The sequence below is a fragment of the Rhodococcus wratislaviensis genome (genome assembly GCF_900455735.1).
Taxonomy (GTDB): Bacteria; Actinomycetota; Actinomycetes; order Mycobacteriales; family Mycobacteriaceae; genus Rhodococcus_F; species Rhodococcus_F wratislaviensis.
On the sequence record NZ_UAUI01000001.1, the window covers coordinates 374,557 to 399,835 of the forward strand.

21 protein-coding genes are annotated in these 25,279 nt (G+C 66.4%); 6 read left to right on the forward strand and 15 right to left on the reverse strand.

The window, feature by feature from the left end; translation table 11 throughout:
- Nucleotides 1-42: 42 nt before the first annotated feature.
- Nucleotides 43-1,056, forward strand: a complete 1,014-nt coding sequence (locus DTA22_RS01745; RefSeq protein WP_037239410.1) for an alcohol dehydrogenase catalytic domain-containing protein — start codon at nucleotides 43-45, stop codon at nucleotides 1,054-1,056.
- Between the two features lie 29 nt (nucleotides 1,057-1,085).
- Here the strand turns inward: DTA22_RS01745 and DTA22_RS01750 are convergent, their stop codons facing one another.
- The 4 genes from DTA22_RS01750 to DTA22_RS01765 all read right to left on the reverse strand — a co-directional run bounded on the left by DTA22_RS01750 (nucleotide 1,086) and on the right by DTA22_RS01765 (nucleotide 3,644).
- A complete protein-coding gene (locus DTA22_RS01750) occupies nucleotides 1,086-1,517 on the reverse strand; it encodes a DUF5313 family protein (RefSeq protein WP_037239408.1) in 432 nt (143 codons plus the stop codon).
- 50 nt (nucleotides 1,518-1,567) lie between these two features.
- A complete protein-coding gene (locus DTA22_RS01755; protein ID WP_037239406.1) occupies nucleotides 1,568-2,044 on the reverse strand; it encodes a MarR family winged helix-turn-helix transcriptional regulator in 477 nt (158 codons plus the stop codon).
- 73 nt (nucleotides 2,045-2,117) lie between these two features.
- Nucleotides 2,118-2,765 (reverse strand): hydrogen peroxide-dependent heme synthase, encoded by a 648-nt coding sequence (gene hemQ / locus DTA22_RS01760; protein WP_052033558.1) that lies wholly within the window; start codon nucleotides 2,763-2,765, stop codon nucleotides 2,118-2,120.
- Nucleotides 2,766-2,816: 51 nt separating this feature from the next.
- Nucleotides 2,817-3,644 carry a sulfurtransferase gene (locus DTA22_RS01765; protein ID WP_037239402.1) on the reverse strand — a complete coding sequence of 276 codons (828 nt, stop codon included), beginning with the start codon at nucleotides 3,642-3,644 and terminating at the stop codon, nucleotides 2,817-2,819.
- Between the two features lie 105 nt (nucleotides 3,645-3,749).
- On the opposite strand from DTA22_RS01765, the gene DTA22_RS01770 reads away from it, so the two are divergent.
- Nucleotides 3,750-5,432 (forward strand): nitrite/sulfite reductase, encoded by a 1,683-nt coding sequence (locus DTA22_RS01770; RefSeq protein WP_112298325.1) that lies wholly within the window; start codon nucleotides 3,750-3,752, stop codon nucleotides 5,430-5,432.
- Between the two features lie 72 nt (nucleotides 5,433-5,504).
- Here the strand turns inward: DTA22_RS01770 and DTA22_RS36165 are convergent, their stop codons facing one another.
- The 3 genes from DTA22_RS36165 to DTA22_RS01780 form a co-directional block, all read right to left on the reverse strand.
- Nucleotides 5,505-5,669, reverse strand: coding sequence for a hypothetical protein (locus tag DTA22_RS36165; RefSeq protein ID WP_174233729.1), 165 nt, complete (start codon nucleotides 5,667-5,669; stop codon nucleotides 5,505-5,507).
- Complete coding sequence (locus DTA22_RS01775) at nucleotides 5,669-5,995, reverse strand: ANTAR domain-containing protein (RefSeq protein WP_037239398.1); 327 nt, start codon at nucleotides 5,993-5,995, stop codon at nucleotides 5,669-5,671. The genes DTA22_RS36165 and DTA22_RS01775 overlap by 1 nt, the downstream gene beginning before the upstream one ends.
- 175 nt (nucleotides 5,996-6,170) lie before the next feature.
- Nucleotides 6,171-6,965, reverse strand: a complete 795-nt coding sequence (locus tag DTA22_RS01780) for a class I SAM-dependent methyltransferase (RefSeq protein WP_245973504.1) — start codon at nucleotides 6,963-6,965, stop codon at nucleotides 6,171-6,173.
- Between the two features lie 168 nt (nucleotides 6,966-7,133).
- Here DTA22_RS01780 and DTA22_RS01785 point away from each other — a divergent pair, with 168 nt between their 5' ends.
- Nucleotides 7,134-7,592, forward strand: a complete 459-nt coding sequence (locus tag DTA22_RS01785) for a hypothetical protein (protein ID WP_112298327.1) — start codon at nucleotides 7,134-7,136, stop codon at nucleotides 7,590-7,592.
- 44 nt (nucleotides 7,593-7,636) lie between these two features.
- Here the strand turns inward: DTA22_RS01785 and uvrA are convergent, their stop codons facing one another.
- The 5 genes from uvrA to hglS all read right to left on the reverse strand — a co-directional run bounded on the left by uvrA (nucleotide 7,637) and on the right by hglS (nucleotide 15,785).
- Entirely contained in the window at nucleotides 7,637-10,174 is a 2,538-nt protein-coding gene (gene uvrA, locus DTA22_RS01790; protein ID WP_112298328.1) for an excinuclease ABC subunit UvrA, read from the reverse strand.
- A 205-nt stretch (nucleotides 10,175-10,379) separates the two neighbouring features.
- Nucleotides 10,380-11,546, reverse strand: coding sequence for an NAD(P)/FAD-dependent oxidoreductase (locus tag DTA22_RS01795; protein WP_112298329.1), 1,167 nt, complete (start codon nucleotides 11,544-11,546; stop codon nucleotides 10,380-10,382).
- A gap of 48 nt (nucleotides 11,547-11,594) precedes the next feature.
- Entirely contained in the window at nucleotides 11,595-12,743 is a 1,149-nt protein-coding gene (locus tag DTA22_RS01800; protein WP_112298330.1) for a Glu/Leu/Phe/Val family dehydrogenase, read from the reverse strand.
- A 36-nt stretch (nucleotides 12,744-12,779) separates the two neighbouring features.
- On the reverse strand, nucleotides 12,780-14,336 hold the full coding sequence (gene amaB / locus DTA22_RS01805) for an L-piperidine-6-carboxylate dehydrogenase (protein ID WP_112298331.1): 1,557 nt from the start codon (nucleotides 14,334-14,336) through the stop codon (nucleotides 12,780-12,782).
- On the reverse strand, nucleotides 14,337-15,785 hold the full coding sequence (gene hglS / locus DTA22_RS01810) for a 2-oxoadipate dioxygenase/decarboxylase (RefSeq protein WP_112298332.1): 1,449 nt from the start codon (nucleotides 15,783-15,785) through the stop codon (nucleotides 14,337-14,339).
- 170 nt (nucleotides 15,786-15,955) lie between these two features.
- Between hglS and DTA22_RS01815 the strand changes: the two genes are divergently transcribed.
- Entirely contained in the window at nucleotides 15,956-16,885 is a 930-nt protein-coding gene (locus DTA22_RS01815) for a LysR family transcriptional regulator (RefSeq protein ID WP_112298333.1), read from the forward strand.
- Nucleotides 16,886-16,906: 21 nt separating this feature from the next.
- On the opposite strand, the gene DTA22_RS01820 is transcribed toward DTA22_RS01815, so the two are convergent.
- Nucleotides 16,907-18,037, reverse strand: a complete 1,131-nt coding sequence (locus tag DTA22_RS01820; protein WP_112298334.1) for a PucR family transcriptional regulator — start codon at nucleotides 18,035-18,037, stop codon at nucleotides 16,907-16,909.
- Nucleotides 18,038-18,333: 296 nt separating this feature from the next.
- Here DTA22_RS01820 and DTA22_RS01825 point away from each other — a divergent pair, with 296 nt between their 5' ends.
- The gene (locus DTA22_RS01825) at nucleotides 18,334-19,758 is read left to right on the forward strand and encodes an amino acid permease (protein ID WP_037239356.1); all 1,425 of its coding nucleotides are present in this window, start codon (nucleotides 18,334-18,336) and stop codon (nucleotides 19,756-19,758) included.
- A gap of 78 nt (nucleotides 19,759-19,836) precedes the next feature.
- Here DTA22_RS01825 and DTA22_RS01830 read toward each other — a convergent pair whose 3' ends face one another.
- On the reverse strand, nucleotides 19,837-22,686 hold the full coding sequence (locus DTA22_RS01830) for an FAD-binding and (Fe-S)-binding domain-containing protein (protein WP_112298335.1): 2,850 nt from the start codon (nucleotides 22,684-22,686) through the stop codon (nucleotides 19,837-19,839).
- Between the two features lie 51 nt (nucleotides 22,687-22,737).
- On the opposite strand from DTA22_RS01830, the gene DTA22_RS01835 reads away from it, so the two are divergent.
- Nucleotides 22,738-23,466 (forward strand): GntR family transcriptional regulator, encoded by a 729-nt coding sequence (locus DTA22_RS01835; RefSeq protein WP_037239349.1) that lies wholly within the window; start codon nucleotides 22,738-22,740, stop codon nucleotides 23,464-23,466.
- Nucleotides 23,467-23,474: 8 nt separating this feature from the next.
- On the opposite strand, the gene DTA22_RS01840 is transcribed toward DTA22_RS01835, so the two are convergent.
- Nucleotides 23,475-25,199, reverse strand: a complete 1,725-nt coding sequence (locus tag DTA22_RS01840) for a PucR family transcriptional regulator (RefSeq protein WP_037239347.1) — start codon at nucleotides 25,197-25,199, stop codon at nucleotides 23,475-23,477.
- Nucleotides 25,200-25,279: the final 80 nt, after the last annotated feature.

The following is a 25,279-nucleotide window of genomic DNA, read 5'->3' on the forward strand; positions in this document are numbered from 1 at the left end:
GGGTCTCGATCGCCCCAGGTCGAACAGACAGGGAGGATGCATATGCCAACCCATCAGGCAGTTCACGTCCAGGCCCCCGGTGAGCCGCTGACACTCGTCGACGTCGAAACCGGGTCGCCCCCGCGCGACCACGTACGCATCGCGGTGTCGGCGTGCGGAGTGTGCGGCACCGACCACGCCTTCGTCAACGGCGCGTTCCCGGACATGTCTTGGCCCCTGACACCTGGACACGAGATCGCCGGAACCATCGCCGAACTCGGCGACGGCGTCGACAACTACGCCGTCGGCGACCGCGTCGCTGTGGGTTGGTTCGGTGGACACTGTAACCAGTGCATCCCCTGCCGTCAGGGCTCCTTCATTCATTGCGAGAAGTTGCAGGTGCCGAGCTGGCAGTACCCCGGCGGCTACGCCGAGTCGGTGACCGTTCCGGCCAACGCACTGGCCCGGATTCCGAATGAGCTGTCCTTCGCGGAAGCCGCACCCATGAGCTGTGCCGGGGTCACCACGTTCGACGCACTGCGCAAAACCAGGGCCGTCCCAGGCGACCGCGTCGCCATCCTCGGCATCGGCGGACTCGGCCACCTCGGTGTGCAGTTCGCCCGGGCGATGGGCTTCGAGACGATTGCCATCGCGCGCGGCGCCGACAAAGGCGACGACGCCCGTCAGCTCGGCGCCCACCACTACATCGATTCCACCGCCGGCGACGTCAGCGAAGCGTTGCGGGCACTTGGTGGTGTGTCAGTGGTTCTGGGGACCGCGGCGAACTCGAAAGCGATGGGTGATGTGGTCGGTGGACTGCTTCCGCTCGGTGAACTCACCGTCGTCGGTGTTACGCCCGACCCATTGCCGATCAGTCCCCTGCAGCTGATCACTCCCGGCCTCGATGTCACCGGCCACCCCTCCGGCACCGCCCGCGACGTCGAGGAGACGATGCACTTCGCGGTCCTGTCAGGTGTGCGGGCCCGAATCGAGGAACGGCCCCTGACTCGGGCGGCGGAGGCCTACGCGGCGATGGAGGAAGGACGTGCACGCTATCGGATGGTCCTCACCATGTGATCCTTCTCGGCAGGGTTGATCGCCTGCCTTCAGCGGAGTTCGTTGCCGCTCCGCCGTTCGACGCCCCAGGTGCCGGAAGGGCCGTGGAGCTTCTCGTATGCTGCCTTTTCGGCGTCATGACGTGACGCCTTCCTCGGGTTCTCCAGATCGGGCGGCAGCCCGTGCCTCTCGAGGCGTCGAGATCGGTTCTGCGCCATATACGACACTGCGTAGAACACGGCGAGGAGCACTCCGAGCAGAACCATGGAGGCTCGCAGTCCGAGCGGTCCTGGGAACAGGAAGAACGCGGCGAAGACCGGAACGAACGGGACCATGCTGCGAACGAGGTGCCGGGGAACCGCCCAGTCACCGACCAGGTCGTTGCGGACCCAGTCCTGCATGGAGTCGGGAAGTTTGCGGCCTACCGCGTAGCCCAGCCACTGTATGGGGCCGGGCCGGGTTCGTTGCGTGGTTCGCGACATGACGACTACCTGTTCACGTTGTGCTGAAGTCGAATTCGACATGATTGTCCTCATTGATCGAGCGCGCCCGCTCTGAGCGCAGCCTGATTGACGCGGGTGAGAACGTCGTGAAGTTCTTCGAGTTCGGCCAGGCTGACACCGAGCTTCTCGATCACGGCGGGCGGAATCTTCTCGGCTTCCGCACGTAGTGCAGCACCGGCTGCGGTCAGTTCGACATCCAGTTGCCTCTCGTCGGCCCGGCTGCGGGTGCGCGTGATCAGCCCGGACGCCTCGAGACGCTTGAGGAGCGGCGAGAGGGTGGGTGAATCGAGTTGCAGCGCGGTCCCGATCTCCTTGACCGCCATCGGGGCCTTGCCCCAGAGCGCGAGCATGACGAGGTACTGCGGATGCGTCAGCCCCATCGGTTCGAGCAATGGGCGGTAGACGGCGAGCACCGCCCGGTTCGCGATCGCGAGCGCGAAACACACCTGCCGGTCGAGAGCGAGCAGATCGTCGCCGGCCTTCCCTTGCTGGATGTCTGCGGTCATGTCATCAGACTACCAGAATGATTCGTGCAATAACTAATATCGCACGAATCATTCTGGAGGTAGTCGACGATCGTCACGGTAGACGCGCAACGAGGGCATCCAGGCCGGTTCGCGGACCGGAGAAGAACGGCGTCTCCAGCCGAACGTGCCGGCGCGCGTCGGTCGCGCGAAGGTCGCGCATCATGTCGACGATCCGGGTCGGGTCCGGAGCCTCGAAGGCGAGGATCCACTCGTAGTCGCTCAACCCGAAGGAACTGACAGTGTTGGCCCGCACGTCCGGGTAGGCGCGAGCCGCTCGGCCGTGCTCGGCGAGCTGCCGTCGCCGTTCGGCGTCCGGCAACAGATACCACTCGAGCGACCGGTTGAACGGGTACACGCACACGAATTGCCCCGGCTCCTCATCGGCCACGTACGCCGCGATGTGACTACGGTTGAATTCGGCCGGCCGGTGGAGCGCGGCCGCACTCCACACCGTCGTACACGCTCGACCGAGTCGGCAGCGCCGGAAACCGGAGTAGGCGGCCTGCAATCCTTCGACGGTGTCGGCATGCGTCCAGATCATGAAGTCGGCATCTCCGCGTAGCCCTGCGACGTCGTAGATTCCGCGGATCGCGACACCGGACTCGGCGACCTCCTCGAAATAGGTCTGCACATCCTCCACGACCTCGTCACGCGCGTCCGGCAACGCGCCGGGGACCACCTGGAACACGGTGAACATCATGAACCGCACGCGTTGATTGAGTTCGGTGAAGCGAGAACCGGTCAAGGCGGGCTACCTCTCGACCGGGACGCCGACCAACGAGCCGTACTCCACCCAGGAGCCGTCGTAGTTCCGAACCTCGGGGTAACCGAGCAGTTCGTGGAGAACGAACCAACTGTGCGCCGATCTTTCGCCGATCCGGCAATAGACGATGATGTCCTTCGTCTCGTCGAGGCCGGCGTCGGCGTACAGCGCGCGGAGTTCGTCCTCGCTGCGGAAGGTGCCGTCGTCAGCGGCAGCCTTGGACCACGGCACGTTGACAGCAGTCGGGACGTGCCCCGGAACCTGGGGTTGTTCCTGCGGGAACTGCGCCGGGGCGAGGATCCTCCCGGAGAATTCGTCGGGAGACCGGACGTCGACGATATTCTTCTTCCCGATCTGCTCGATCACCTCGTCGCGGTGCGCCCGGATTCCCGACACGGGCTCGGACGCCACGTAATCGGTAGCCGGTCGGGTGACCTTCTCGCTCGACAGAGGCCGACCGTCGAGCTCCCACTTCTTACGTCCGCCGTCGAGCAGCCGGACGTCCCGGTGGCCGTAGAGCTTGAAGTACCAGTACGCGTACGCCGCGAACCAGTTGTTGTTTCCGCCGTACAGGATCACCGTGTCGCCGTTGGCAATTCCTCTCCCGGACAGCAGCTTCTCGAACGATCGCCGGTCGATGAAGTCACGGCGCACCGGGTCTTGAAGATCGCGCTTCCAGTCGATGCGGACGGCACCGTCGATGTGGTTCTTCTCGTACTGCGCGGTGTCCTCGTCCACCTCGACAAGGACGACGTCGGGGTCCTTGCCGTGTTCGACAACCCAATCGGCGTCGACCAGAAAATTGCTTCTACTCATCGTTCATCCTTCGCATGGTTGGCAACTGTAGCGTGCACGTATCATTAATGCACGATCTATTCGTCTACGCTACAGTTTCGGGCACACAGTTTCGGAGGAGCACCGATGACAACAGCGAAGACCCGCCCCGCCCAGGCGAAGGCCCCGCGCGCGGAGGGGCAATGGGCCCAGGGCGACCGTGAGCCGCTCAACGTGAACGAGCAGGTCAAACAGGATGATGACGGTCTCAACGTGCGCAAGCGGATCGAAGAGGTGTACTGCCACACCGGTGTCGCCGGCATCGACCCGACCGATCGGCGAAGCAGGTTCCGCTGGTGGGGGCTCTACACCCAGCGCGCACCTGGCATCGAGGGCGGCCGAACCGCCACGTTGCCGCCGGAAGAACTCGAGGACGAGCACTTCATGCTCCGCATCCGCATCGACGGAGGGGCGCTGACCACCGAACAGCTGCGCGTCGTCGGTGAGGTCTCCCGACTGTTCGCCCGCGACACCGCGGATCTCACCGACCGCCAGAACATTCAGCTGCACTGGATCAGGGTCGAGGACCTACCCGAAATCTGGCGGAGGCTCGAAGGGGTAGGCCTCACGACCGCCGAATCCGCAGGCGACACCCCGCGCGTCGTCCTCGGCTCGCCGATGGCCGGCATCGCCGTCGACGAGGTCCTCGACGCCACACCCGCTCTGCACGAGATCACCCGCCGATTGATCGCAAACCCCGACTACTCCAACCTGCCGCGCAAATTCAAAACCGCCATCTCCGGTCTCCAGGACGTGGTCCACGAGATCAACGATGTGGCATTCATCGGCGTCGAGCACCCGGAACACGGCCCCGGACTGGATGTCTGGGTCGGTGGCGGTCTCTCGACGAATCCGCGGATCGGCGAGCGCCTGGGCGCGTGGGTACCGCTGGAAGACGTGCCCGACGTATGGATCGGTATCGTCTCCCTCTTCCGCGACTACGGGTACCGGAGACTGCGGGCGAAGGCACGCCTGAAGTTCCTCGTCGCGGACTGGGGTGTCGAGAAGTTCCGCGACGTGCTCGAAACGGAGTACCTCGGACGCGCGATGCTCGATGGACCAGCACCCGAACCGCTCGACGAACCACGTGATCACGTCGGTATCCAGCGCCAGAAGAACGGTCTCAACGCCGTGGGAATCGCACCCGTCGTCGGCAGGGTCGGCGGCACCGTGCTGACCGATTTGGCGCGAGTAGCAGAAGCATCCGGATCCCGACGGGTCCGGATCACCCCGATGCAGAAGCTCGTCATCCTCGACGTGCCCGACGAACAGGTCGACTCGCTTCGATCGAGTCTCGAAACTCTCGGGTTCCCGTCGCGCCCGTCACCGTGGCGACGGAGCACCATGGCATGCACTGGCATCGAATTCTGCAAGTTCGGGATCGTCGAGACCAAGGCGCGAGCCGCCGCACTCATCGCAGAGGTCGAGGAACGACTGGCCGACGTGCAGGATCAGCTCGAGCACCCGATCACATTGCACCTCAATGGGTGCCCCAACTCGTGCGCACGTATTCAGGTCGCCGACATCGGCCTCAAGGGCATGATCGTGACCGACGTCGATTCCAACCAGGTCGAGGGATTCCAGGTTCATCTCGGCGGCAGCCTCGGGCTGGACACGAGCTTCGGGCGCAAATTGCGCGGCCACAAGCTTCCCGCCACCGAGGTGCCCGACTACGTCGAGCGGATCGTTCGACGGTACGTGGCCGGCCGCGAGGGCTCCGAGAAATTCGCGGCCTGGGTCCAACGCGCCGCCGAAGCCGATCTCGCATGATCGGCTCGCACTGCCGGGCACCACGCAGTCGAAGCTGAGGGAAGTCCCGGAGCACCCGACCGTCGCGGTCTGCTACTTGCCGGCGTCGGTGAGGGGCTCGCGCTCGGGGACTGCGGCCGCATGGTCGTTGACCACGTGCTTCCACCACGAGTCGAGCGGGCTCGGTTCCGGCCACACGATCGCGTCGGCCGGGAGCGGCCCTGTACTTTCACGCGGGTGGCTCGATTCCTGTCGCATCAACTCGCCTGAGCGTGTCGGCGGGGCGGAAGCTGGTTGACCAGTTGCTCCCACTCTTCGAATCGGGTGGCTTCGGGCGAGCGACGACGGGGCGAGGGTCCGGCAGCGAGGTCGACCAGGCTCCGGGCAGCGCCGAGGACGGTGAGGTGATGACGCCGGGCGACGTCGAGGAGTTCGTCGAACGCCTGGGCGTCGCTGCAGCCGCGACCGGCTATCAGGATTCCCTTCGCCGTGCCGAGCAGTTCGCGTCCGTCGGGACGCCTACGAGGGATCAGGCGTGTCGGGCCGGGAGTCGGAGTGAGTGGTTCGGTGCTGTCCTCGATCATTCCGCGATGCTCCTTCGCTCTCGTGCATCGGCTGCCGGCCCGCCGGTGTGCCGACGATCCCGTCCGGACGCAAAATGTGAGTCACGTCACTGTCGATGCCTCAACAGTTGTAGCCGACGGCGCCGCGCCTGTCATCTAGACAAATGTCCAGCTGTGCCGTCACATGACAAAGCGCTCAGGTAGTGGCCACCAACAGATCTTCTCCACTCGACGGGCGCAGGCCGTCGGATCGACCGGCGAAGTAGCGCTCGGCGAGTGAAGTTCCCGCCACATGCTGCGCGCCGTCGAAGCCGGCCTCGCGGGCCAGGGTCAGCATTTCCTGCGGGGTGTAGAAACTGATGAACGGTGTTCCGGCCGCTCGTGCACCGCGCTCGGACGCCTGGAGTCCGGGGCGATCGGCGTCGTCGAGAAGTTCGGTCGGCAGAAGGAACGTCATCGCCAGCGTCGAGCCGGCAGCGAGACCGGCGAGCTGGCGCAGGGTGGCCGCGGTGGCGTCTTTCGTGAGGTACATCGTGACGCCGGTCGAGACGACGACCGCAGGCAGGCGAGGATCGAAGCCCGCCGCAGCCAGCTGCTCCGACCAGGACTCGCTCGCCTCGAAGTCGACCGGCACCAGCCGCAGCCAGTCGGGAACACCGAAGCCGAGCTCGATCAGCCGTTTCCGCTTCCAGGTTTGGGGGCCGGGCTGGTCGACCTCGAACACCCGCATCCGGGAGGCGATCTCCGGCCTACGCTGGGCAAACGTGTCCAGGCCCGCCCCCAGGATGACGTATTGGACGACACCGCGGCCGGCCTGCTCGACAACCATCTCCTCGATGAAACGAGCACGCGCGACGATCGCCGCCCGAAACCCGCTGGTGCCGGCCGGGTCCATGTCCGGGCGAGCCCGCCAGCCCTCGTCCGGCGCCGCGAGCTGCAGGCCGATCTCGTCGACGAGAACGTGCGGTGGAGCGTCGACCTGTAGGTGCATCGCCCGCCACAGGGCAACCCGCACGGCCGTACTGTCCGGTCCGTCCGTCTGCTCGCCTGCCGTCGCCATGACGTTCTCGCTCCTCACGGTCAGTTCTCCGCCGGCCGACCCCGCGCCCAGCTAACGCCCGCCCCGCTCTCAGCGTATATACCTCGTATGAAGCCTTCAGTGAAGCGAGCCATCGGCCTGTTCACGGCCACAGCAGCTGCGTTCCTCGCGTTCGCGACACCCGCGCAGGCGACCTCCCCCACCCCGGTCTACTTCCGCGTGGGAAACTTCAACTGCTCGATCGCACCCGACGACGTCGTGGGATGCGATCTGCCACAACCATTGCCGATGGACTTTCCGATCCTCGGCGAGTTCGGTTTGCCGTGGCTGGGACCCGTCCAGCATGTCGTCATCGATCGTCCCTGGCTTCCCGCTCACCCCATCTACCCGCCCGGCACCCCGTTCACCCTCCCCGGCGGCAACCCCGACATCTCCGAGGTTGCTACCAGCCAGAGCATGTACCAGAAGACGATCACCCACGGGGGAACCACCTGTCTCGCAGGCTTCATGGGCGACCTCACCTGCACCGCCAAGGGGCACAGCTTCGTCGTCACCGTCTACGGAATCCACGCGCATTGAACCGGTCCCACACCGAGTGGATGTCGACTACGTCCTACGCAACGTCACACGGCGAGGTGCCGGGCGAGGTAGGCGGCGGTGGCGGAGCCGGCCGTCTCGGCCACGACCGTCGGTGGCCCCGAGGCGATGATCCGGCCGCCGTTTTCTCCGCCGCCCGGCCCGAGGTCGATCATCCAGTCCGCCGAGGCAATGACCGGCATGTCGTGTTCGACGAGTACGACGGTATTTCCCGCCGCGACGAGACGTCGCAACACCGTCATGAGGCGGTCGACGTCGGCGGGGTGCAATCCAGTGGTCGGTTCGTCGAGTACGTAGAGGGTGTGCCCGGATCGGATGCGCTGCAGTTCGCTGGCGAGCTTCACACGTTGGGCCTCCCCACCGGACAGGGTGGTTGCCGATTGGCCGAGTCGCAGGTATCCGAGACCGACTTCGACCAACATGTCAAGGCTTTTCGCCGCTGCCGGAACGTGACTCAGGAACGCGCGGGCGTCGTCGACCGTCATGGCGAGAACGTCGGCGATCGTCCGGTCGTCGACGAGAATCTCGAGGGTCTCTGCGTTGTATCGTGCGCCCGCGCAGGCCGGGCAGGGAGCGGAGGCCTCGGGCAGGAACAGCATGCCGATGGTGATCGAACCGGCGCCCTCGCATTCTTCGCAACGGCCGCCCCTGACATTGAATGAGAATCGGCCCGGGTTGTATCCCCGTTCGCGGGCAACGGGGTTCGCAGCGAAGAGTCGCCGGATCACATCGAAGAGGCCGGTGTAGGTCGCGAGATTCGAGCGTGGAGTCCGCCCGATGGGAGCCTGGTCCACGCGCACCAGCCGGGTGACGTGCCCGAGCCCATGAGCGGCCACGACCGTCGGCCCGGTGTCGTTCTCGCGCTCGTCGGCCAGTACGACCGTGGAGTCGTCGGCTTCGTCTGCCCCGGCGTCGGTGCCGGCTTCGCTGTCGACACCGAGGTGTTGGGCGACGACGTCGGTGAGCACACGGCTCACGAGTGTGGATTTTCCGGATCCGGACACGCCCGTGACCGCGGTGAGCACCCCGAGCGGAATCCGCACTGTCAGATCACGCAGGTTGTGCATCGTGATACCGGCGAGTTCGATCCACCTGCCCGGACGTCCGGGCTCGGGGCAACTCTCGGGGGTTCCGAAAAGGAATCGGCGAGTCACGGATTCGGGGACGTGAGCGAGACCGACCACCGTGCCGCTGTAGAGCACCCGGCCACCATGCTCCCCGGCACCGGGACCGACGTCGACGATCCAATCTGCCGCCCGGACGACATCGAGGTTGTGTTCGATGACGAAGACGGAGTTACCCGCCGCGCGTAGTCGCCGCACGGCGGCGACCAGCGCCTCGGTGTCGGCGGGATGCAGGCCTGCGGACGGTTCGTCGAGGACGTACAGCACTCCGAACAGACCCGATTGGAGCTGGGTGGCCAGCCGCAGGCGCTGAAGTTCGCCCGGCGAGAGGGTGGTGGTCGATCGGCTGAGGCTCAAGTATCCCAGCCCGAGCTCGGTCAAACCCTCGAGGCGGCCGAGAAGATTGTCCACCAATGCCGCTGATGCTCGATCTGTTGCGTCACTTGCGGCGGATTCGTGGGATGCGACGACGGCGTCGAGGACGGCTGCCAGATCGGCCAGTGACAGATCCGTGGCGTCGGCTATGTCGAGGCCGGCGAACCGTACGGCCAACGCCTCCGGGCGTAGCCGTTTGCCATTGCATGCACTGCAGGGGCGGGACACCAGGTATCGGGTGACCTTCGCCCGCTGAGTTGCGCTCTTCGTCGTCGCGAAGGTGTGCAGAACGTAGGTGCGGGCACTCGAGAACGTTCCCTGGTAATCGCGCACCATCTTGCCCGGATCGCGCACGGGTGACACCGTGACCGTGGGTTGCTCATCGGTGGTGAGGATCCACTCGCGCTGGTCCTCCGGCAGCTCGGACCAGGGGCGGTCCACGTCGATGCCGAGTGTGTCCAGGATGTCACGGTAGTTCTTCCCCAGCCAGGCGCCGGGCCATGCGGCGACGGCGCCGCCGCGGATACTTCGGCTCGGGTCCGGCACCAGGGCATCGATGTCGACGTCGTGGGTGCGGCCGAGCCCGTGACAGGCCGGGCATCCACCTTCGGGTGTGTTGGACGAGAAGGCGTTCGAGTCGAGGACGGGAGCGCCCGGCGGGTAGGTTCCGACTCGGGAGAACAGCATCCGCAGCACGTTTGAGATGTGGGTGAGGGTGCCGACCGACGATCTGGCGGAGGTGTGACCGCGGGCCTGCTGCAATGCAACCGCCGGTGGAAGCCCGGTGATGTCCCCTACCCTGGGTGCTCCGATCTGATCCATCAGCCGTCGCGCGTACGGGGTCACGGACTCGAGGAAGCGTCGTTGCGCTTCGGCGTAGATGGTGCCGAAGGCCAACGAAGACTTACCCGATCCCGAGACTCCCGTGAACGCGACGATGCAGTCCCGGGGAATGAACACATCGACGTGGGCAAGGTTGTGTTCGCTGGCGTCGAACACTTCGATTCCGCCGAATGCCTGGGCACGTAACGGTTCAGCCTGCGGTACGGGATCGAAGGTGGGCACAACTGCTCCAGGTGTCGGTTCGTGCTCGGACAGGTTACGTACCAGTCTTCCTCGAGGGGTGGAACCATGTGTACCGGCGGCGCTCCCGCGGGGAGAGTCCGCCCAAATTCCATCGGCTTGCGCTGCGTGCGAACCCAATCGGCGGGATGCCTCGTGTCCTCGGGCCACTCGGCAGGTGATTGTCTGGCGGTGTAGTGGGTGGAGGTCAGACGATGTTCGTCTCACCTGCGCCGATACCGGCCTGCGCGAAGCGTCCCAGGGCGAAGGAGCTGATGTCGTATCCGGGCTCCTTGCCGTGGTAGAGGTCGCACACGATTTCACCGGTCGCCGGTCCCATCAGGAAGCCGTGGCCGGAGTAGCCGGTGGCGATGAGCAGGCCCTCGACCTCGGTGGAGCGGTCGATGATCTGGTTGCGGTCGGGGGTGACCTCGTAGAGGCCGGCCCACCCGGTGCTGATGCCGTAATCCAGTACGGCCGGCACCCGGGTCTCGGCGATCGCGCCCAGTCCCATCAGCCAGTCCTCGAGTTCGAACTTGAGGTTGAATCCCTCGCGCTCGTTCGGGTCGGACCAGCCGAGAAGCAGACCCTTGCCTTCCGGGTGGAAGTAGAAGTTCGACGGGAAGTCGATGGTCAGCGACGGCGAGGACTCGGGCAGCTCGGAGAGCGGCTCGGTGAAGGCGATCTGTCGACGGACGGGAACGACGGGGATGTTCACCCCGAGCATGTCGCCGATGCCGGCCGACCAGGCTCCGGCGGCGCAGACCACGGTGTCGGTCTTGATGCGTCCGTGTTCGGTCACCACAGCGGTGATCGTGCCACCTGTGCTCTCGATGTCGGTGACCGCGCAATGACGGATGATGCGGGCGCCGTGTCGTCGGGCAGCGGCGGCGTATCCCATCACGACCGATTCGGGGGTGGCCTTGCCGTCCTGGGGCGACCAGGACGCGGCGAGGAGTCCGTCTGTACTGATGAGCGGCGAAATCTCCTGCGCTTCTTCGGGGGTGACCATGCGGCTCGGAACGCCGTGTCGGTTCTGCAGCGCGACGCTCTCGGTGAAGATGTCGATGTTCGTCTGGTCCGAGAGGAGGTAGAGGTAGCCGTCGCGGCTGAAGTCGATCTCCTGGTGGTACTCCTGCGCGAACCGCGAATACACGTCGAGGCCGCGCAGACCGATCGCGATGTTGGCCTCGTTGCTGAAGGAGGCGCGAACACCGCCGGCGGCCTTGCAGGTCGAGCCGCACGCCAACTCGTCCTTCTCCAGGAGGACGACGTCGGAGACCCCGGATTCGGCGAGGTGGAACGCAATGCTGGCGCCGATGACGCCGCCGCCGATCACGGCGACGGATGCCTGCTCGGGGAGTTCCTTGCTCATGTCGTCCTCTTCTTTCCTTCGAGAATAGAGATGTAGTGCCCGGGTCGGTCAGAATGCGGCGTTCTGGGGGGCACGCCCGCGGAGCAGCATGGCTTCGCGAACGCGCTCCTGGGCGGTGGCGCGGGCCACCTCGTGGGTGGTCCGACCCTGAGCCTTCGACGCATCGAGGGTGTCGATGGTGCTGGCGCGCAGCTTGTTCGAGATGTTGTCGAACACAGCTGCCGGTTCGGGACGGATTCCGGAGAAGCGGGCATCCATCGCCACGGCTGCGGCGACCACACCGCCGGCGTTGGCGATGAAGTCCGGAACCACGGTCACGCCGCGGTCGAACAGCACCGACTGTGCCTCGGGGCTGCTCGGCAGGTTCGCGCCTTCGACGACGATCTTGGCCGGCGACGTGCGAGCGAGATCGGCGTCGATGACGTCCTGCAACGCTGCCGGGATCAGGATGTCCGCCGTCACCGAGAGTTCTTCCCCGGCAGCGAGAGGCTTGGCGTCGGAGTACTGGTCGACGAGTCCGTCACCGTACTGATCGCGCAGGTCGAGCAAGGTGGCGACGTCGAGCCCGTCCGGGTTGTGGATGCCGCCCTGCGAGGTGGACACAGCGACGACGGTCGCCCCGAGTTCCGCGAGGCGCTTCGCGGACGCAGCTCCGACCTCTCCGAAGCCCTGAATCGACACGCTCAGCGAACCGGTGGACAGGCCGAGGGCTTGCGCAGCGGCGTCGGCCGACTCCGCGACACCGTGGCCGGTGACCCCGAGTTGGTCGTACGGGAGCCCGCCGAGCGCGTGGGGGGTGCCCACCGCGCCGCCGCGACCGCCGACCTCGTCGAGCATGATCGCGGCGTCCTTCTCGGTCAATCCCACGTCGAGCCCGAAAACGTACTCCTCGGGGACCTCGTTGCGCAGTGCCCGGACGAAGGCACGCAGAACCGCTTCCTTGGAGGAGGCGGTCGGGTCGGCCCAGATGCCGGCCTTGGCGCCGCCGTAGAACAGGTCGACCCCCGCCCACTTCCAGGTCATGTTGCGGGCCAGCCTGGCGACCTCGCCGACACTGACCGTGGTGGACATGCGGGTGCCGCCCTTGCCCATTCCGCGGGCGGTGTTGTCGATGACCAGAACGCCGCGCATGCCGGTGCGTGCATCGGAGACACACACGACCTTCTCCGGGCCCCATTCGTCGATCAATTCGAACATCGTCGTTGCTCCTCGTGCGATTCGAAAGGGGGGATGTCAGCCGAAGTTGACGCCCTGAGCCAGGGGCAGCTCGCGGGAGTAGTTGATGGTGTTGGTCGCGCGGCGCATGTAGGCGCGCCAGGCGTCCGAGCCGGATTCGCGGCCGCCGCCGGTGGTCTTCTCGCCGCCGAACGCGCCGCCGATCTCTGCGCCGGACGTGCCGATGTTGACGTTGACGATGCCGCAGTCCGAACCGTCGGCGGCGATGAATCGCTCCGCCTCACGCTGGTCGGTGGTGAAGATCGACGACGACAAACCCTGCGGGACGTCGTTGTGCAGGGCGATCGCTTCCTCGAACGTGTCGTAGGTCAGCACGTAGAGGATCGGGGCGAAGGTTTCGTCCTTGACGATCTCACTCTGGGTCGGCATCCGCACGATCGCCGGCTCGACGTAGTACGAGTTTTCGCTGCTCGGGCGGCGTTTGCCGCCGACGAGGATCTCGCCGCCCTGTGCGACAGCCTTGTCGAGGGCTGCGGTCATGTTGGCGTGGGACTTGCCGTCGATCAGCGGGCCCACCAGGGTGCTGTCGGCGAACGGGTCGCCGATCGGGAGGCGGCCGTAGACCTGGGAGATCCGGTCGATCAGCTCGTCGGCGATGTCCTGGTGGACGATGATGCGGCGCATCGAGGTGCAGCGTTGGCCGGCGGTGCCGGCGGCGGCGAAGACGATTCCGCGGGTGGCGATGTCGAGGTCCGCGGACGGGGTGACGATCGCAGCGTTGTTTCCGCCGAGCTCGAGGATGGCGCGGCCGAAGCGGGCGGCGACGCGGGGAGCGATCTGCTCACCCATCCGCTCGGAACCGGTGGCACTGATCAACGGCACCTTCGGGCTGTCGATCAGGGCCTGGGTGTCGGCGGCGCTCGCCGAGACGAGGACGTTCAGGTTGGCCGGGGCGCCGGATTCTCTTGCGGCACGGTCGAACAGCGCCGAGCAGGCGGCGGCGGTGAGGGTGGTCAGCTGCGCGGGCTTCCAGATCACCGAGTCACCGCAGACGATGGCAAGAGCCAGGTTCCAGGACCATACCGCGGCCGGGAAGTTGAACGCCGAGACGACACCGACGACACCGAGCGGGTGCCAGGTCTCCATCAGTCGGTGTCCGGGACGCTCCGAGGGCATGGTGCGGCCGTCGAGCTGCCGGGACAGACCGACCGCGAAGTCGCAGATGTCGATCATTTCCTGAACCTCGCCGAGGGCCTCCGAGCGGATCTTGCCGACCTCGATGCTGATCAGGTTGGCGACGTCTTCCTTGTGCTCGGTGAGCAGTTCGCCGAGGCGTTTGATCAGGAATCCGCGGACCGGGCCGGGAACGGTGCGCCACTGCAGGAAGGCCTCGTGGGCGGCATCGATCGCGGCCTCGACGTCGGCGGCGTCTGCGGCGGGATAGTCGAAGAGGCTCTCCCCCGTGACCGGGGAGCGGGTGGTGATGGTGTTGTCGACCCCTGCGGTATCGAGTACGGCCGGGTCGACCCCACATCGCTGCAGGCTGGTGCGTGCGAGGGTGCGCAGTTCGTCGGTGGTGGGCAGGGCGATGGTCTCGGCGACAGCGGTGCTCATTTACTTGACTCCTTGGGTAGCGATGGGTGCCGGTTCTTCGATGGGTCCGCGGATTCCCAATTGGTTGGCAACGTGATCGAGGGATGCGCGGCGGATCCCGTCGTAGAGCGTGTACTGGTCGTGCAGTGTGCGGCCCAGAACTCCTTCCATCCAGGCGGCGTCGATATCGGTCGTCGACTGCGTGGTGTCCTTGTGTCCGTCCGAGGTCAGATTGGACTGGAAGATCCCGGCCGCGGATTTCGGCAGAAAGTCCTCGTAGACGATCGGCTCCGGGCGGACCCAGCCCTGATCGATCAGATCCTGTAGTGATCGTCCGGGCACCGTGCCGTTGCGTTGCTTGTCGGTGTCGACCCGGTAGGTGAAGTACGCCAGATCGTGGAGCGCGAGCCCCTGTTCGGTGGCGGGCACCTGCTGGTTCCACAGCGCCGCAGCGATCTCGTTGCGTACCTCGGCCGACACCGGCGCGGTCGCGGCCGCCTCCCTGACGGCCTGCTCGATCTCGCAGGTCAAGCGGTCGTAGACCTCGCGGCCGCGGACGGTGGCGGCGATGCCGCGGGCCTCGACCTCACCGAAACGCACTCGCAGTGAACCCTTCTCGACACTGCCGTCGGCCTCGCGGAACACCCGTGGTTCCGCGAGAGCCCGGAACGAGGTCTGCCGCAACAGCAGATCCGGACCGGCCCATCGCGGCGGACCCTGGATCGTGTCGATCATGTCGATCCGGCGACGCTCCATGCGGGCGTAGAGACCGTCGATGTCGAGCACACGCGGGGTCAGGTGGTTGATGTGTGTGCTGGCGACACCACCGATATCGGCGGCCACCGAGGAAACCTGCTCGAGTTCGCGGTACCAGGCGCGGTCGACGGCCTTGGTGGACAGCGTGAATGCCGCAGTGGCCAACGTCAGGAACATCTCGGCGTCACCGGAATTCAGCCCCCGGTACTCGGTGGCCCGGTCGGCGAGTACCAGCAGTTCGGCGGTGAACAGCCTGCGCTTGGCGAGGAAGCTTTCGAGGCGTTGCTGCAGATCGGAGCTGAAGAAGCGGCGATCCGAGGGCACCAGCATGGAGGTGAACACCCGGAAGGGGTTGCGCGCCAGTTCGTCCGGGCTCGTCGGACGGAAAGCCGTCGAGACGACCGGAACCGAACTGGCAGCGGCCTCGCGCAGGTCGTAGAACCCCACCGGGTACATGCCCATTGCCGCGAACACGCGGGCGACCTGGGCCATCTCCTGGGGGGTGCCCACTCGGATGGCTCCGTGACGTTCGGCGGTGATCCGGGCGATGGAACCCAGACGTTGTGCGCCCGCACCGAGATTCGACAGCACGGTGTCGTTAACGGCCTGCGATACCTCGAGCAACGTGGTGTATGCGGGAACTTCCTTCCCGTACATGTGCGAGAGACGGCGAGCGAACTCGGCGCGCAGTTCCCACTGCTGGGTGATCGGCATGGCGTGCAACTCCAGGGTCGACGAGGATCGGGTGAGATCGAGATCGTGGTCGCCGGCCGGCTCCGAAGAGCCCCGACGTGTCCGACGTTTCGTTCCGCACGTTCATCGTGGTCCGCGGAAATCAATAGCACCAGCGAAGAAAGTTAGCCACAACCGTTTAGAATCTCTATATGAATATGAGCTTGGCGCACCTCGTCGCACTTCGAGAGCTGGCCCGGCGCGGAACGATGGTCGCGGTCGCCGAGGAACTCGGGTACACCGCGGGCGCCGTATCGCAGCAGATCGCAGCCTTGGAGAAAGCCGTCGGCTCCCGGCTCGTCACCAGGGTGGGTCGCAATGTCGTGCTCACCGATTCCGGCACCGTCCTGGCCGAGCATGCGGTGAAGATCTTGAGCGCGGAACAGAGTGCCCTCGACGCGCTGCGCGCGGTGCACGACGACGTCGCTGCGCCCCTTCTTCTCGGCACCTTCGGTAGTACCGCTGCGGCGTTGTTGCCACCGGTGGTCGCCGCAGCGCAGCGCAAATACCCGCATCTCGCCCTGAGCAGCCGGGAACTCGACGTCGACGAGGCCGCCACCGCGGTCCAACGCGGTCAGGTCGACGTCGCCTTCGGGTTGGACTACCCCAATTCACCGATGCCCCGCACACCGGATATCGAGATGATCACCCTGCGCAGCGAGCGATTCGGGCTCGCCGTCTCCTCTGGCGCCTACGGCATCCGCACCGAAGGGACCATCGATCTGCGCGAGGCCGCGGAGTGGAACTGGATTCTGCCGCCTGCGGAGACTCAGTTCGGTCGCGCTGTCCGCATCGCCTGCCGGCAGGAGGGTTTCGAGCCGATCGTGCGGCACGAAATCGTCGATACCGCGGTATCTCTGGCACTGGCCGGGAAGGGGCTGGGGGCCGCTCCGGTCACCGACATGATGATCAGGCTCAACAGTTCGGTGCCGATCATCCGGGTCGACCTCGAGCAGGAGATCGGTCGGCGGATCGTCCTCATACGCCTCGCCGGCTCGGAGACCAGGCCTACGGTGCGGGCCATCACCGACATCGTTCGCGCCGCGGTCGACCCGGCGTCGACGGCGGCCGAGAAGATCTGATCGCCTGATCGGACACAGCAGTCAGGTCTGCTCGCCGTTGCGGCCCTCCTCGGTGCCGAGGTGCTCGAAGATGAAGCGCCCGAGGGTGAGGCCGACATGCAACTCGAGGCGCTGCGCACCCACCGAGAGATCGAGGCCCGTGATTTCCTCGATCTTCGCGAGGCGGTAGTACAGCGTCTGACGGTGAATGCCGAGGACACCGGCTGTTGCGCCGGTGTCACCGGCCTGGTCCAGGTAAGTCTGCGCGGTGACGAGCAGGTCGACGTTGCGGTGGTCGAGCAGGGCCCGCACGGACGGGGTGAGGACTGCATCGGCGACGACGCCGGTGGGCCCGCACGAGGACAGCCGGTAGACGCCGAGTTCCTCCCAGTACGCGATCGGTCCCATCGATCCGTCGTGCCGGGCGACCCGGACGCCGAGTTTGGCTTGCTGCCAGCTTCGGCGGGCAGCTCGCAACCCCTGGTACGAACCCCCCACCCCGACCAGGGCTCCGGCACCCGCACCGCTTTCGGCAATGGACCGAACGGGGTCTACGGCGCCGTCGACGGCGGGAACCATGACCGCGGTCAGGGATCCGATCGGTGCCAGCAGAGTGCGTGTGCCGGGGGCGGGCAGGAGACCGTCGACGGCCAGCACGGTCAACGCGCCGCCGTCCGGAAAGAGCCCGGAGTCTTCGATGCGAGTAATCGCACGGGCGAAGGCCTTTCGGTCGCCTTCGAGGAGGTCTGCGACGGCGACCGCCATATCGTCACGGCCCCGGGCGGTGTGTGCGAGTTGCGCCCCGGCCCGGCCGGCCAGGGACATTGCGGGGGTGAGATCGCCGTCGGACACGGCGCTGTTCTCATCCGGCAGGACGAACAGATATCCGTACGCCGCGCCTGCGTAGCGAGCCGGAAGACAGATCCGCGGCGACGCTTCGATATCCGGATTCTCTGGCGTGATCACCGGGCGCGTGGTATCAGCAATCCCGAAGCTTTCGTACCACGCGCGAGCCTCCGGCGGGCAACTGCGCGTGAGGATCGACTGCACCCGATCCTTGTCGACGTCCGGCGACTGGGTGCTGTAGGCGATCAGCGAAAAGGCCCGGTCGACCAGGACGACCGATGCTGACAGGCGTTCGGCCACCTCGGTGACCACTTCATCGAGATTCACTTCACCATCTCCGTGAACAGCGTATTTCGTGAGCGATAACTATGGCGATCATTCGGAGTCGGCCATACATGTGTCTGACTGACGGGGCGGAAAGTTCTGGCACATGTCCCTAGCATGCTACGTGGTGGGCCGTTACGTTGATCACACACGAACGGAAGTTCGCCATCTCGCCGGGCCCTGGACGGCATTTCCGTCCTCGGCCCGTCACGGTATCGCGGCGTCCGATCACGCCTGCGACCACCGGGGCACAGTTCGCGCTTTCGATCTCGTGTCCGACTCGACCTTTGGAGCGTTTGATGTCCACTCTCGAACAACCGCCCGAGACGTTGCAGAAGTCTCTGAAACAACGACACCTCACCATGATCGCGATCGGGGGTGTCATCGGCGCCGGCCTCTTCGTGGGCTCGAGCGCCCTGCTACACACCTCCGGCCCCGCCGCATTCGTGTCCTACGCCATCACCGGTGTCGTCATCGTCCTCGTGATGCGCATGCTCGGCGAAATGGCCACCACCAACCCGTCGACCGGGTCGTTCGCCGGCTATGCGCGCAAGGCCTTCGGGGGGTGGGCCGGCTTCACGACCGGCTGGCTGTACTGGTTCTTCTGGGTCGTCGCGGTCGGCGCCGAAGCCGTCATCGGCGGCAAACTGCTGCAGCGCTGGATCGACCTGCCCTCCTGGGTGATGGCGGTCGTCCTGCTGTTGGCCATGGTCGCCACGAACCTCCGCTCGGTCCGCAACTTCGGCGAGTTCGAATACTGGTTCGCAGGAATCAAGGTCGCCGCGATCCTGCTGTTCCTCGCCCTCGGTGCCGCCTACGTCTTCGGGCTGTGGCCCAGCCATTCCGCCGATTTCTCCAACCTCACCGATCACGGCGGCTTCACCCCCAACGGCTGGACCGTCATTCTCTCCGGCGTCGTCGTCGCCGTCTTCTCCATGGTCGGCCCCGAAATCGCCACCATCGCCGCCGCCGAATCCGCCGAGCCGGAAAAGGCCGTCGCCAAGGCCACCAACTCCGTGATCGCCCGCATCGGGTTCTTCTACATCGGCTCCGTGCTGCTGCTCGCCATCATCGTCCCCTGGACCGACGTCGAGGTCGGCCAGTCGCCGTTCGTCGACGCCCTCACCCACATGGGCATCCCCGGCGGACCCGACATCATGAACGCCGTGGTGCTCGTCGCCGTACTCTCCTGCCTGAACTCCGGCCTCTACACCTCCTCGCGGATGCTCTTCACCCTCGCGCACAAAGGCGATGCGCCACAGAGCATCGCAAAGCTGGACAAGCACGGCGTCCCCCGCAACTCGCTGCTCCTTGCCACCCTCGTCGGCTTCGCCTGCATCGGCCTCGACTACCTCTCCCCCGACACCGTCTTCGCCTTCCTGCTCAACGCATCCGGCGCCACCATCCTGATGGTCTACCTCATGATCGCGATGTCGCAGATCAAACTGCGCGGCCTGATGACCCGCGAAGAGGTCGCGCAACTCCGCCTGAAGATGTGGCTGTTCCCCTACCTGTCGATCCTCGCCGCCGGCGGCATCCTCGCCGTGCTGGTGTCGATGTTCTACGTCGAATCGTCCCGCTCGCAGATCTCCCTGAGCGTCGGAGCCCTCATCGCGACGTTGATCGCCTACCGGCTTCGCCGGCGCATCAACCCGCAGAGCCCGCTCGCGAACAACATCTCCGCTCCCGCTCCCGGGCCGATCACCAGGCCCGCCTCGAAGTAAGACCCGAGAGGGGTGCTCCCGCACATGCTGTGCGGGAGCACCCCTCTCGAAGTTCATCGTCGGAGGGACCACCGAGCGTCAGTCCTGTCTTCGCGCAGCATCGGCGTCGAGCTGCGCGGCGAGCAATTGCGCCAAGTGGTCACCGCGGCGATCGGTCAGATCCGACAACTGGGTCCGGCAGGAGTAACCGTCGGCCAGGATCGTGGTGTCCGCATCCGCCCCGGCCACGGCGGGCAGGAGCTGCTGCTCGGCGACCGCCACCGACACTTCGTAATGCCCCTTCTCCACCCCGAAGTTGCCGGCCAACCCGCAGCATCCGCCCAGCCGCTGAACCTGTGCACCGGCCCTCTCCAGAAGCTGCGCGTCCGGACTCCACCCCATCACCGAATGATGGTGGCAGTGCGGCTGCGCGACAACGGACTTGCCTTCGAGAGACGGCGGTTCCCACCCTCGGTCCGTCAACAGTTCCGCGAGGGTGCGGGTTGCGTCGGCGACCGGTTCGGCCGCCGACCTACCGAGCAGTTCCGCGGCGTCCGAGCGCAGCACACCCGTGCAGGACGGCTCCATTCCGACGATCGGAATTCCGGCCGCGGCGCTACCGGCCAGTGCGTCCACGGTGCGGCCGAGGATCTTCTTCGCCGCGGTGAGCTGCCCGGTGGAGATCCAGGTGAGCCCGCAGCACTGCTGCTTGTCGGTCAATTGCGGCCGGTAGCCGGCGGCCTCGAGAACCCGCACCGTGGCGTGTCCGACCTCGGGGGTGAAGTAGTTGGTGAACGAGTCCACGAACAGCAGCACCGGGTCACCGGTGGTGGCGCGGTCGTGCTCCGTGGTCTTGAACCAGGACCGGAACGTCTGCTTCGCGAACGGTGGGATGGTGCGGCGCTTGTCCACCCCAGCCGACGACAACGCCAGCGGTCCGATGCCGGGAACCCGCATCGTGGCGTTGACCAGACCGGGTGCGTGGCCGGCGATCTTCGCCCAGCGCGGAAGCCATCCCAGCGAGTAGTGCGAGGCGGGGCGGATGCGGCCCTTGTAGCTCTGGTGCAGCACTTCGGATTTGAACGCGGCCATGTCGACACCGGTCGGGCAGTCCGAGGAGCAGCCCTTGCAGGACAGACACAGGTCGAGGGCGTCGTGCACCTCGGGCGAGCGCCAGCCACCGTCGATGTCGGTGCCGTTGATCATCTCCTGGAGCACGCGCGCACGGCCGCGGGTGGAGTCCTTCTCCTCGCGGGTCGCCTGATACGACGGGCACATCACTCCCCCGGTGGCGGTGTTGTCGGCCCGGCATTTTCCGACGCCGGTGCAGCGGTGCACCGCCTGGGTGAAATCTCCGTCGTCGTGGTGGTAGGCCAGGGCCAGGTTGCGGCGCAGGAGTGGGGCTGCGGGAATGCGCAGGTCCGCGTCGACCGGGCGCGGGTCGACCACAACACCGGGGTTGAGGATGTTGTCCGGGTCGAAGACGTGCTTGACGGCAGCAAAGAGGTTCATCGCGTCCGGTGAGTACATCAGCGGCAGGAGTTCGCTGCGGGCGCGGCCGTCCCCGTGCTCACCGGACAGGGATCCGCCGTAGCCGGCAACGAGTGTGCTGGCCGCGATCAGGAAGTCCCGGAAGATGCCGTCGCCGCCGGGCTTGTCGAGCGGCCAATCTATGCGCACGTGCATACAGCCGTCACCGAAGTGCCCGTACGGCAGTCCGGTGACGTCGAATTCGTCCATCAGGGCGTCGAAGTCGCGTAGGTAGTTGCCCAGCATGGCCGGTGGCACGGCCGCGTCCTCCCATCCCGCGTGTGCGGGAAGGCCGGCAGGACTGCGGCCGGCGAGTCCGGCACCATCGGCGCGGATCCGCCACAGCTGGGCGGTGCGGCCCTCGTCGGTGACCACGAGGCTGTCCCCGGCTCCGCAGTCGCGTCCGACCTGCCGGGCCCTGGCGATGGTCTCGTCGAGGTCGTCGCCGACGACCTCGACGAACAACCAGGCCGCCCCCGCGGGCAACGGCGGAACCGCATCCGGGCCGCGGCGCTCACGCACCACCTCGACGATCCGGGAATCGATACCCTCGCAGGCGGTCGGATCGAACTTCAGCACCAGCGGGGTCGCGTCACCCGCCGACGCGATGTCGGCGTACCCCAGCACGACCAGGACGCGGTGGGCGGGCTCGGACACCAAGCGGACTGTCGCGCGGGTTGCCACCGCGAGGGTGCCCTCCGTGCCGACCAGCATGCGAGTCACGTCGAACCGATTCTCCGGCAGCAGGTGTTCGAGGGCGTATCCGGATACCTGACGGCCGAATTGTCCGAACTCGGTGCGGATGGTCGCCAAACCGGCGCGGGTGACCTGCTGTAGTGCACTCAGCGCCGGGGAGGCTGTCACCTCACCGGCCGAACCCAGTTGCAACGACTCCCCCGTTCCGGTCAGAACGTGCAAGCCCTTCACATTGTCCGAGGTCCGGCCGTATCCGAGCGTGCGTGAGCCGCAGGCATTGTTTCCGATCATGCCGCCGATGGTGCAGCGGGTGAACGTCGATGGGTCGGGCCCGAATCGCAGGCCGTGCGGTGCGACGGCCTGCTGCAGCACCGTCTGAATCGTGCCCGGCTCGACGGTGGCGGTCTGTGCGTCCCCGTCGATCGAGAGCACCCGGTTCATGTGCCGGCTGAAGTCGAGAATCAGTCCCGTCCCGACGGCGTTACCCGCAACGGACGTGCCGCCACCGCGAGAGGTCAGCGGCACGCCCTCTCGGCGGCACACCGCGAGGGCGGCAGCGACCTCGTCGGCATGGCGCGGCCGCGCAACGACCAGCGGTCGCACCCGGTACAGGGACGCATCGGACGAATAGGCAGCGCGGGTGGTGCCGTCGGAGAGAACGTCGCTCACTCCCGAACTGCGCAGCTCAGCGGCCAGTGATTCAGCGGAGATCATTCGTAGCATGCTACAACCTCTAGCATGCTACGAACAGCCCCATGTTGTTACAGTGATCGGGTGGCAGACGAAGCGCTCGAACTCGAACCGCTCACCCCGTTCGCGGGACGACGGATGGAGCAGGCGATCGCGGCGGTGCGGGCGGCCATCGACGACGGCCGCATGAAACCGGGAGTGAAGTACTCGGTCTACCAACTCGCCGAGGGTCTGGGCATCTCCCGAACCCCGGTGCGGGACGCTCTACTGCGCCTGGAAGAAGTGGGAGTCATCAAGTTCGAAGCACGCCAGGGCTTCCGCATTCTCCTCCCCCAGCCGAAGGAGATCGCGGAGATCTTCGCAGTCCGGTTGGCCCTGGAACTACCCGCGGTCCGCAAGGCCGCAGCCGTCGCCGACCCCACGCTCTCGGATGCACTGCAGCGGCAACGACGCCTGATGCAGGACGCCGCCGCCGGCGGCGACGAACACGAGTTCGCCCATCATGATCTCGGGCTTCACGACCTAATTCTCGACGCCGCCGACAACGCCCGAGCCCGCGCGATCGTCAAGACCCTTCGCGAGACCACCCGGCTACTCGGGGCCAACACCGCCGACAAGACCAGAACACTCACCGACATCGACGACGAGCATGCGCCCATCATCGATGCCATCATCACCGGGGACCCCGACGGAGCCGAAGCCGCCATGCGCGTTCATCTGGTCAACACCGGGAAACTCCTTGTCGCCCAAGCTGTTCTCAGCGACGACTCCGGCCTCTCCGTCGACGAGATCTGGTCCGCCGTCATCTCCTGACCAACGCATCAACCCTGCAGCGGCTTCTCCGGCGTCGCGCGCCGGTGCACGGCAAGTTGCAGTTCGAACAGCAGCCGGTCGGCGGCGTCCTGCAGACCGATCCCGATGATCTCTTCCACTCGGCGGATCCGGTACCGCAGCGTGTTGGGATGCACGCTCAGTACGGCGGCGGCATTACGAACGTCCCCGTGCTCGGCGAGGTAGGTCTCGGCGCTCTCGCACAGGTTGGAACCATGCTTGCGGTCGTACTCGTACAGCGCATCGACGCGCGGATCGTGCAGTTCCGGGTGTTCGCCGACGAGGTCGAGGATCTCCCCGAGCAGCACCGCGGTGCGGGATTCGGCGAGGGTGGTCACCCGCCCCTCCGGGAACGTCGCGGCAGTGCCGTCGAGGACCCTGTCGACCTCGATCCGCGCCGCGGCCACCTGCGCGAGATCGGGAACCGGAACGGCGATGGCGGCCCGCAGCACGATCGACCGCTTGGCCTCGAACTGGTCGACGAGCTGCCGCGTCCACGCGGTGACCCCTGCAGCGGACTTGTAGCGGGGAAGGAGCACATAGGCGCGATCACCGATCACGGTGGCGACCGAATGGCGGCTGAACGAGCTCGCGTGCAGGCGGAGCATGCTGCCCATTCCGGCGAACTCGCCGGTGGCCGTCGAGCTCTCCGAGCCGGTCGGCGCGAAGCCCACGACAGCGGCCGCGCCGGTCATCGGCAAGTTCAGGGCGCTGGCCACGGAGGGAACGTCGACGCCCCCACCACGCGCACCGAACAACCGCTGGACCAGCAGCCCCTCGGTGGAGGGGGCGTTGAGACTTCGCGAGATGATCCGGGCTGCGATCGCCGAAGCGCCGCGCAACACGTCCACCGCATCGGGGTTGAACGGTGCGTCGCCCTGTTGCACCCAGATCGAACCGAGAAGCCGTGGTGCGGTCGAGGTGTCCTCGGTGGACTGGCGGATGCTGACCACCAGGCGTCGCTTGGTGGCGAGTTCCTCGTGCGCGGGCACGTCGATGACCTCGTCGCTTTCACGGAGCCGGTCGAATACTCCCCACTTCTGCAGTGTCCGCAGGTAGTCGCGCGGGCCCTCGCGGCCGAGGATCGACAAGGCTCGCAGTTCGTCCGCTGCTTCGTCGGACGCAGAGTATGCGAGCACCTTCGACTGGGCGTCCTCGATCGAGACCATCCCTCCGGCATTCTGCGCGACGATCTGCGCGAGGCCGAACAGGTCGGTGTCCGTGGCGAGCAGATCCGGGTCTGCCGGCGCGCCACGCCCGCGGCGAGAGCGGTCGAGCATGCGCTGGACCAGCGGGAACACGTGATCCCATCGGGCCTTCGGGTGCACCGCTACGAGGGCGACGCCGGCACGGCGCGCCGCCGCTTGCACTGCGCGCGACTCGTGCGCCGTCTTCGACATCACCGCATGCGGCCGGTGCTCGCGCGCACGACCGGAGACGTCGTCGAACCAGCGCACGGCGTCGGCGTCGGCAACCCCCACATGGAGATACAAATCCTGCATCGGAGATTGCGATTCGGTTTCGACCGTCAGGTCGGAGCTGTCGACGAGCGCCACCGATGCGATGAGGACGTCATCGCCCGCGGGAGCGTCGATCAGCTCGACGACCGCGGTGTCGAGAGCACGGAGAAGCTCACGCAGCGTGATGGTTTCGACAGAGGTAACGGGCGCCGCGGCTGCCGCGGCCGGGTTTCGATTTCCGGGAGACACCGACATCGCTCCGTCCGAAAGGGGAGAACAGGTTTAGCCAACAGTACAACCGTCAGAACCATTTCTTGTTCTCCTGGCTCATTATT

What these genes read in the sequence shown, in the direction of transcription:
- DTA22_RS01745 (WP_037239410.1), top strand. Translation starts at nt 43, where the DNA reads ATGCCAACCCATCAGGCAGTTCACGTCCAGGCCCCCGGTGAGCCGCTG.
- DTA22_RS01750 (WP_037239408.1), bottom strand. Translation starts at nt 1,517, where the DNA reads ATGTCGCGAACCACGCAACGAACCCGGCCCGGCCCCATACAGTGGCTG.
- DTA22_RS01755 (WP_037239406.1), bottom strand. Translation starts at nt 2,044, where the DNA reads ATGACCGCAGACATCCAGCAAGGGAAGGCCGGCGACGATCTGCTCGCT.
- hemQ (WP_052033558.1), bottom strand. Translation starts at nt 2,765, where the DNA reads ATGATGTTCACCGTGTTCCAGGTGGTCCCCGGCGCGTTGCCGGACGCG.
- DTA22_RS01765 (WP_037239402.1), bottom strand. Translation starts at nt 3,644, where the DNA reads ATGAGTAGAAGCAATTTTCTGGTCGACGCCGATTGGGTTGTCGAACAC.
- DTA22_RS01770 (WP_112298325.1), top strand. Translation starts at nt 3,750, where the DNA reads ATGACAACAGCGAAGACCCGCCCCGCCCAGGCGAAGGCCCCGCGCGCG.
- DTA22_RS36165 (WP_174233729.1), bottom strand. Translation starts at nt 5,669, where the DNA reads ATGCGACAGGAATCGAGCCACCCGCGTGAAAGTACAGGGCCGCTCCCG.
- DTA22_RS01775 (WP_037239398.1), bottom strand. Translation starts at nt 5,995, where the DNA reads ATGATCGAGGACAGCACCGAACCACTCACTCCGACTCCCGGCCCGACA.
- DTA22_RS01780 (WP_245973504.1), bottom strand. Translation starts at nt 6,965, where the DNA reads ATGCACCTACAGGTCGACGCTCCACCGCACGTTCTCGTCGACGAGATC.
- DTA22_RS01795 (WP_112298329.1), bottom strand. Translation starts at nt 11,546, where the DNA reads ATGAGCAAGGAACTCCCCGAGCAGGCATCCGTCGCCGTGATCGGCGGC.
- DTA22_RS01800 (WP_112298330.1), bottom strand. Translation starts at nt 12,743, where the DNA reads ATGTTCGAATTGATCGACGAATGGGGCCCGGAGAAGGTCGTGTGTGTC.
- amaB (WP_112298331.1), bottom strand. Translation starts at nt 14,336, where the DNA reads ATGAGCACCGCTGTCGCCGAGACCATCGCCCTGCCCACCACCGACGAA.
- hglS (WP_112298332.1), bottom strand. Translation starts at nt 15,785, where the DNA reads ATGCCGATCACCCAGCAGTGGGAACTGCGCGCCGAGTTCGCTCGCCGT.
- DTA22_RS01815 (WP_112298333.1), top strand. Translation starts at nt 15,956, where the DNA reads ATGAATATGAGCTTGGCGCACCTCGTCGCACTTCGAGAGCTGGCCCGG.
- DTA22_RS01825 (WP_037239356.1), top strand. Translation starts at nt 18,334, where the DNA reads ATGTCCACTCTCGAACAACCGCCCGAGACGTTGCAGAAGTCTCTGAAA.
- DTA22_RS01830 (WP_112298335.1), bottom strand. Translation starts at nt 22,686, where the DNA reads ATGCTACGAATGATCTCCGCTGAATCACTGGCCGCTGAGCTGCGCAGT.
- DTA22_RS01840 (WP_037239347.1), bottom strand. Translation starts at nt 25,199, where the DNA reads ATGTCGGTGTCTCCCGGAAATCGAAACCCGGCCGCGGCAGCCGCGGCG.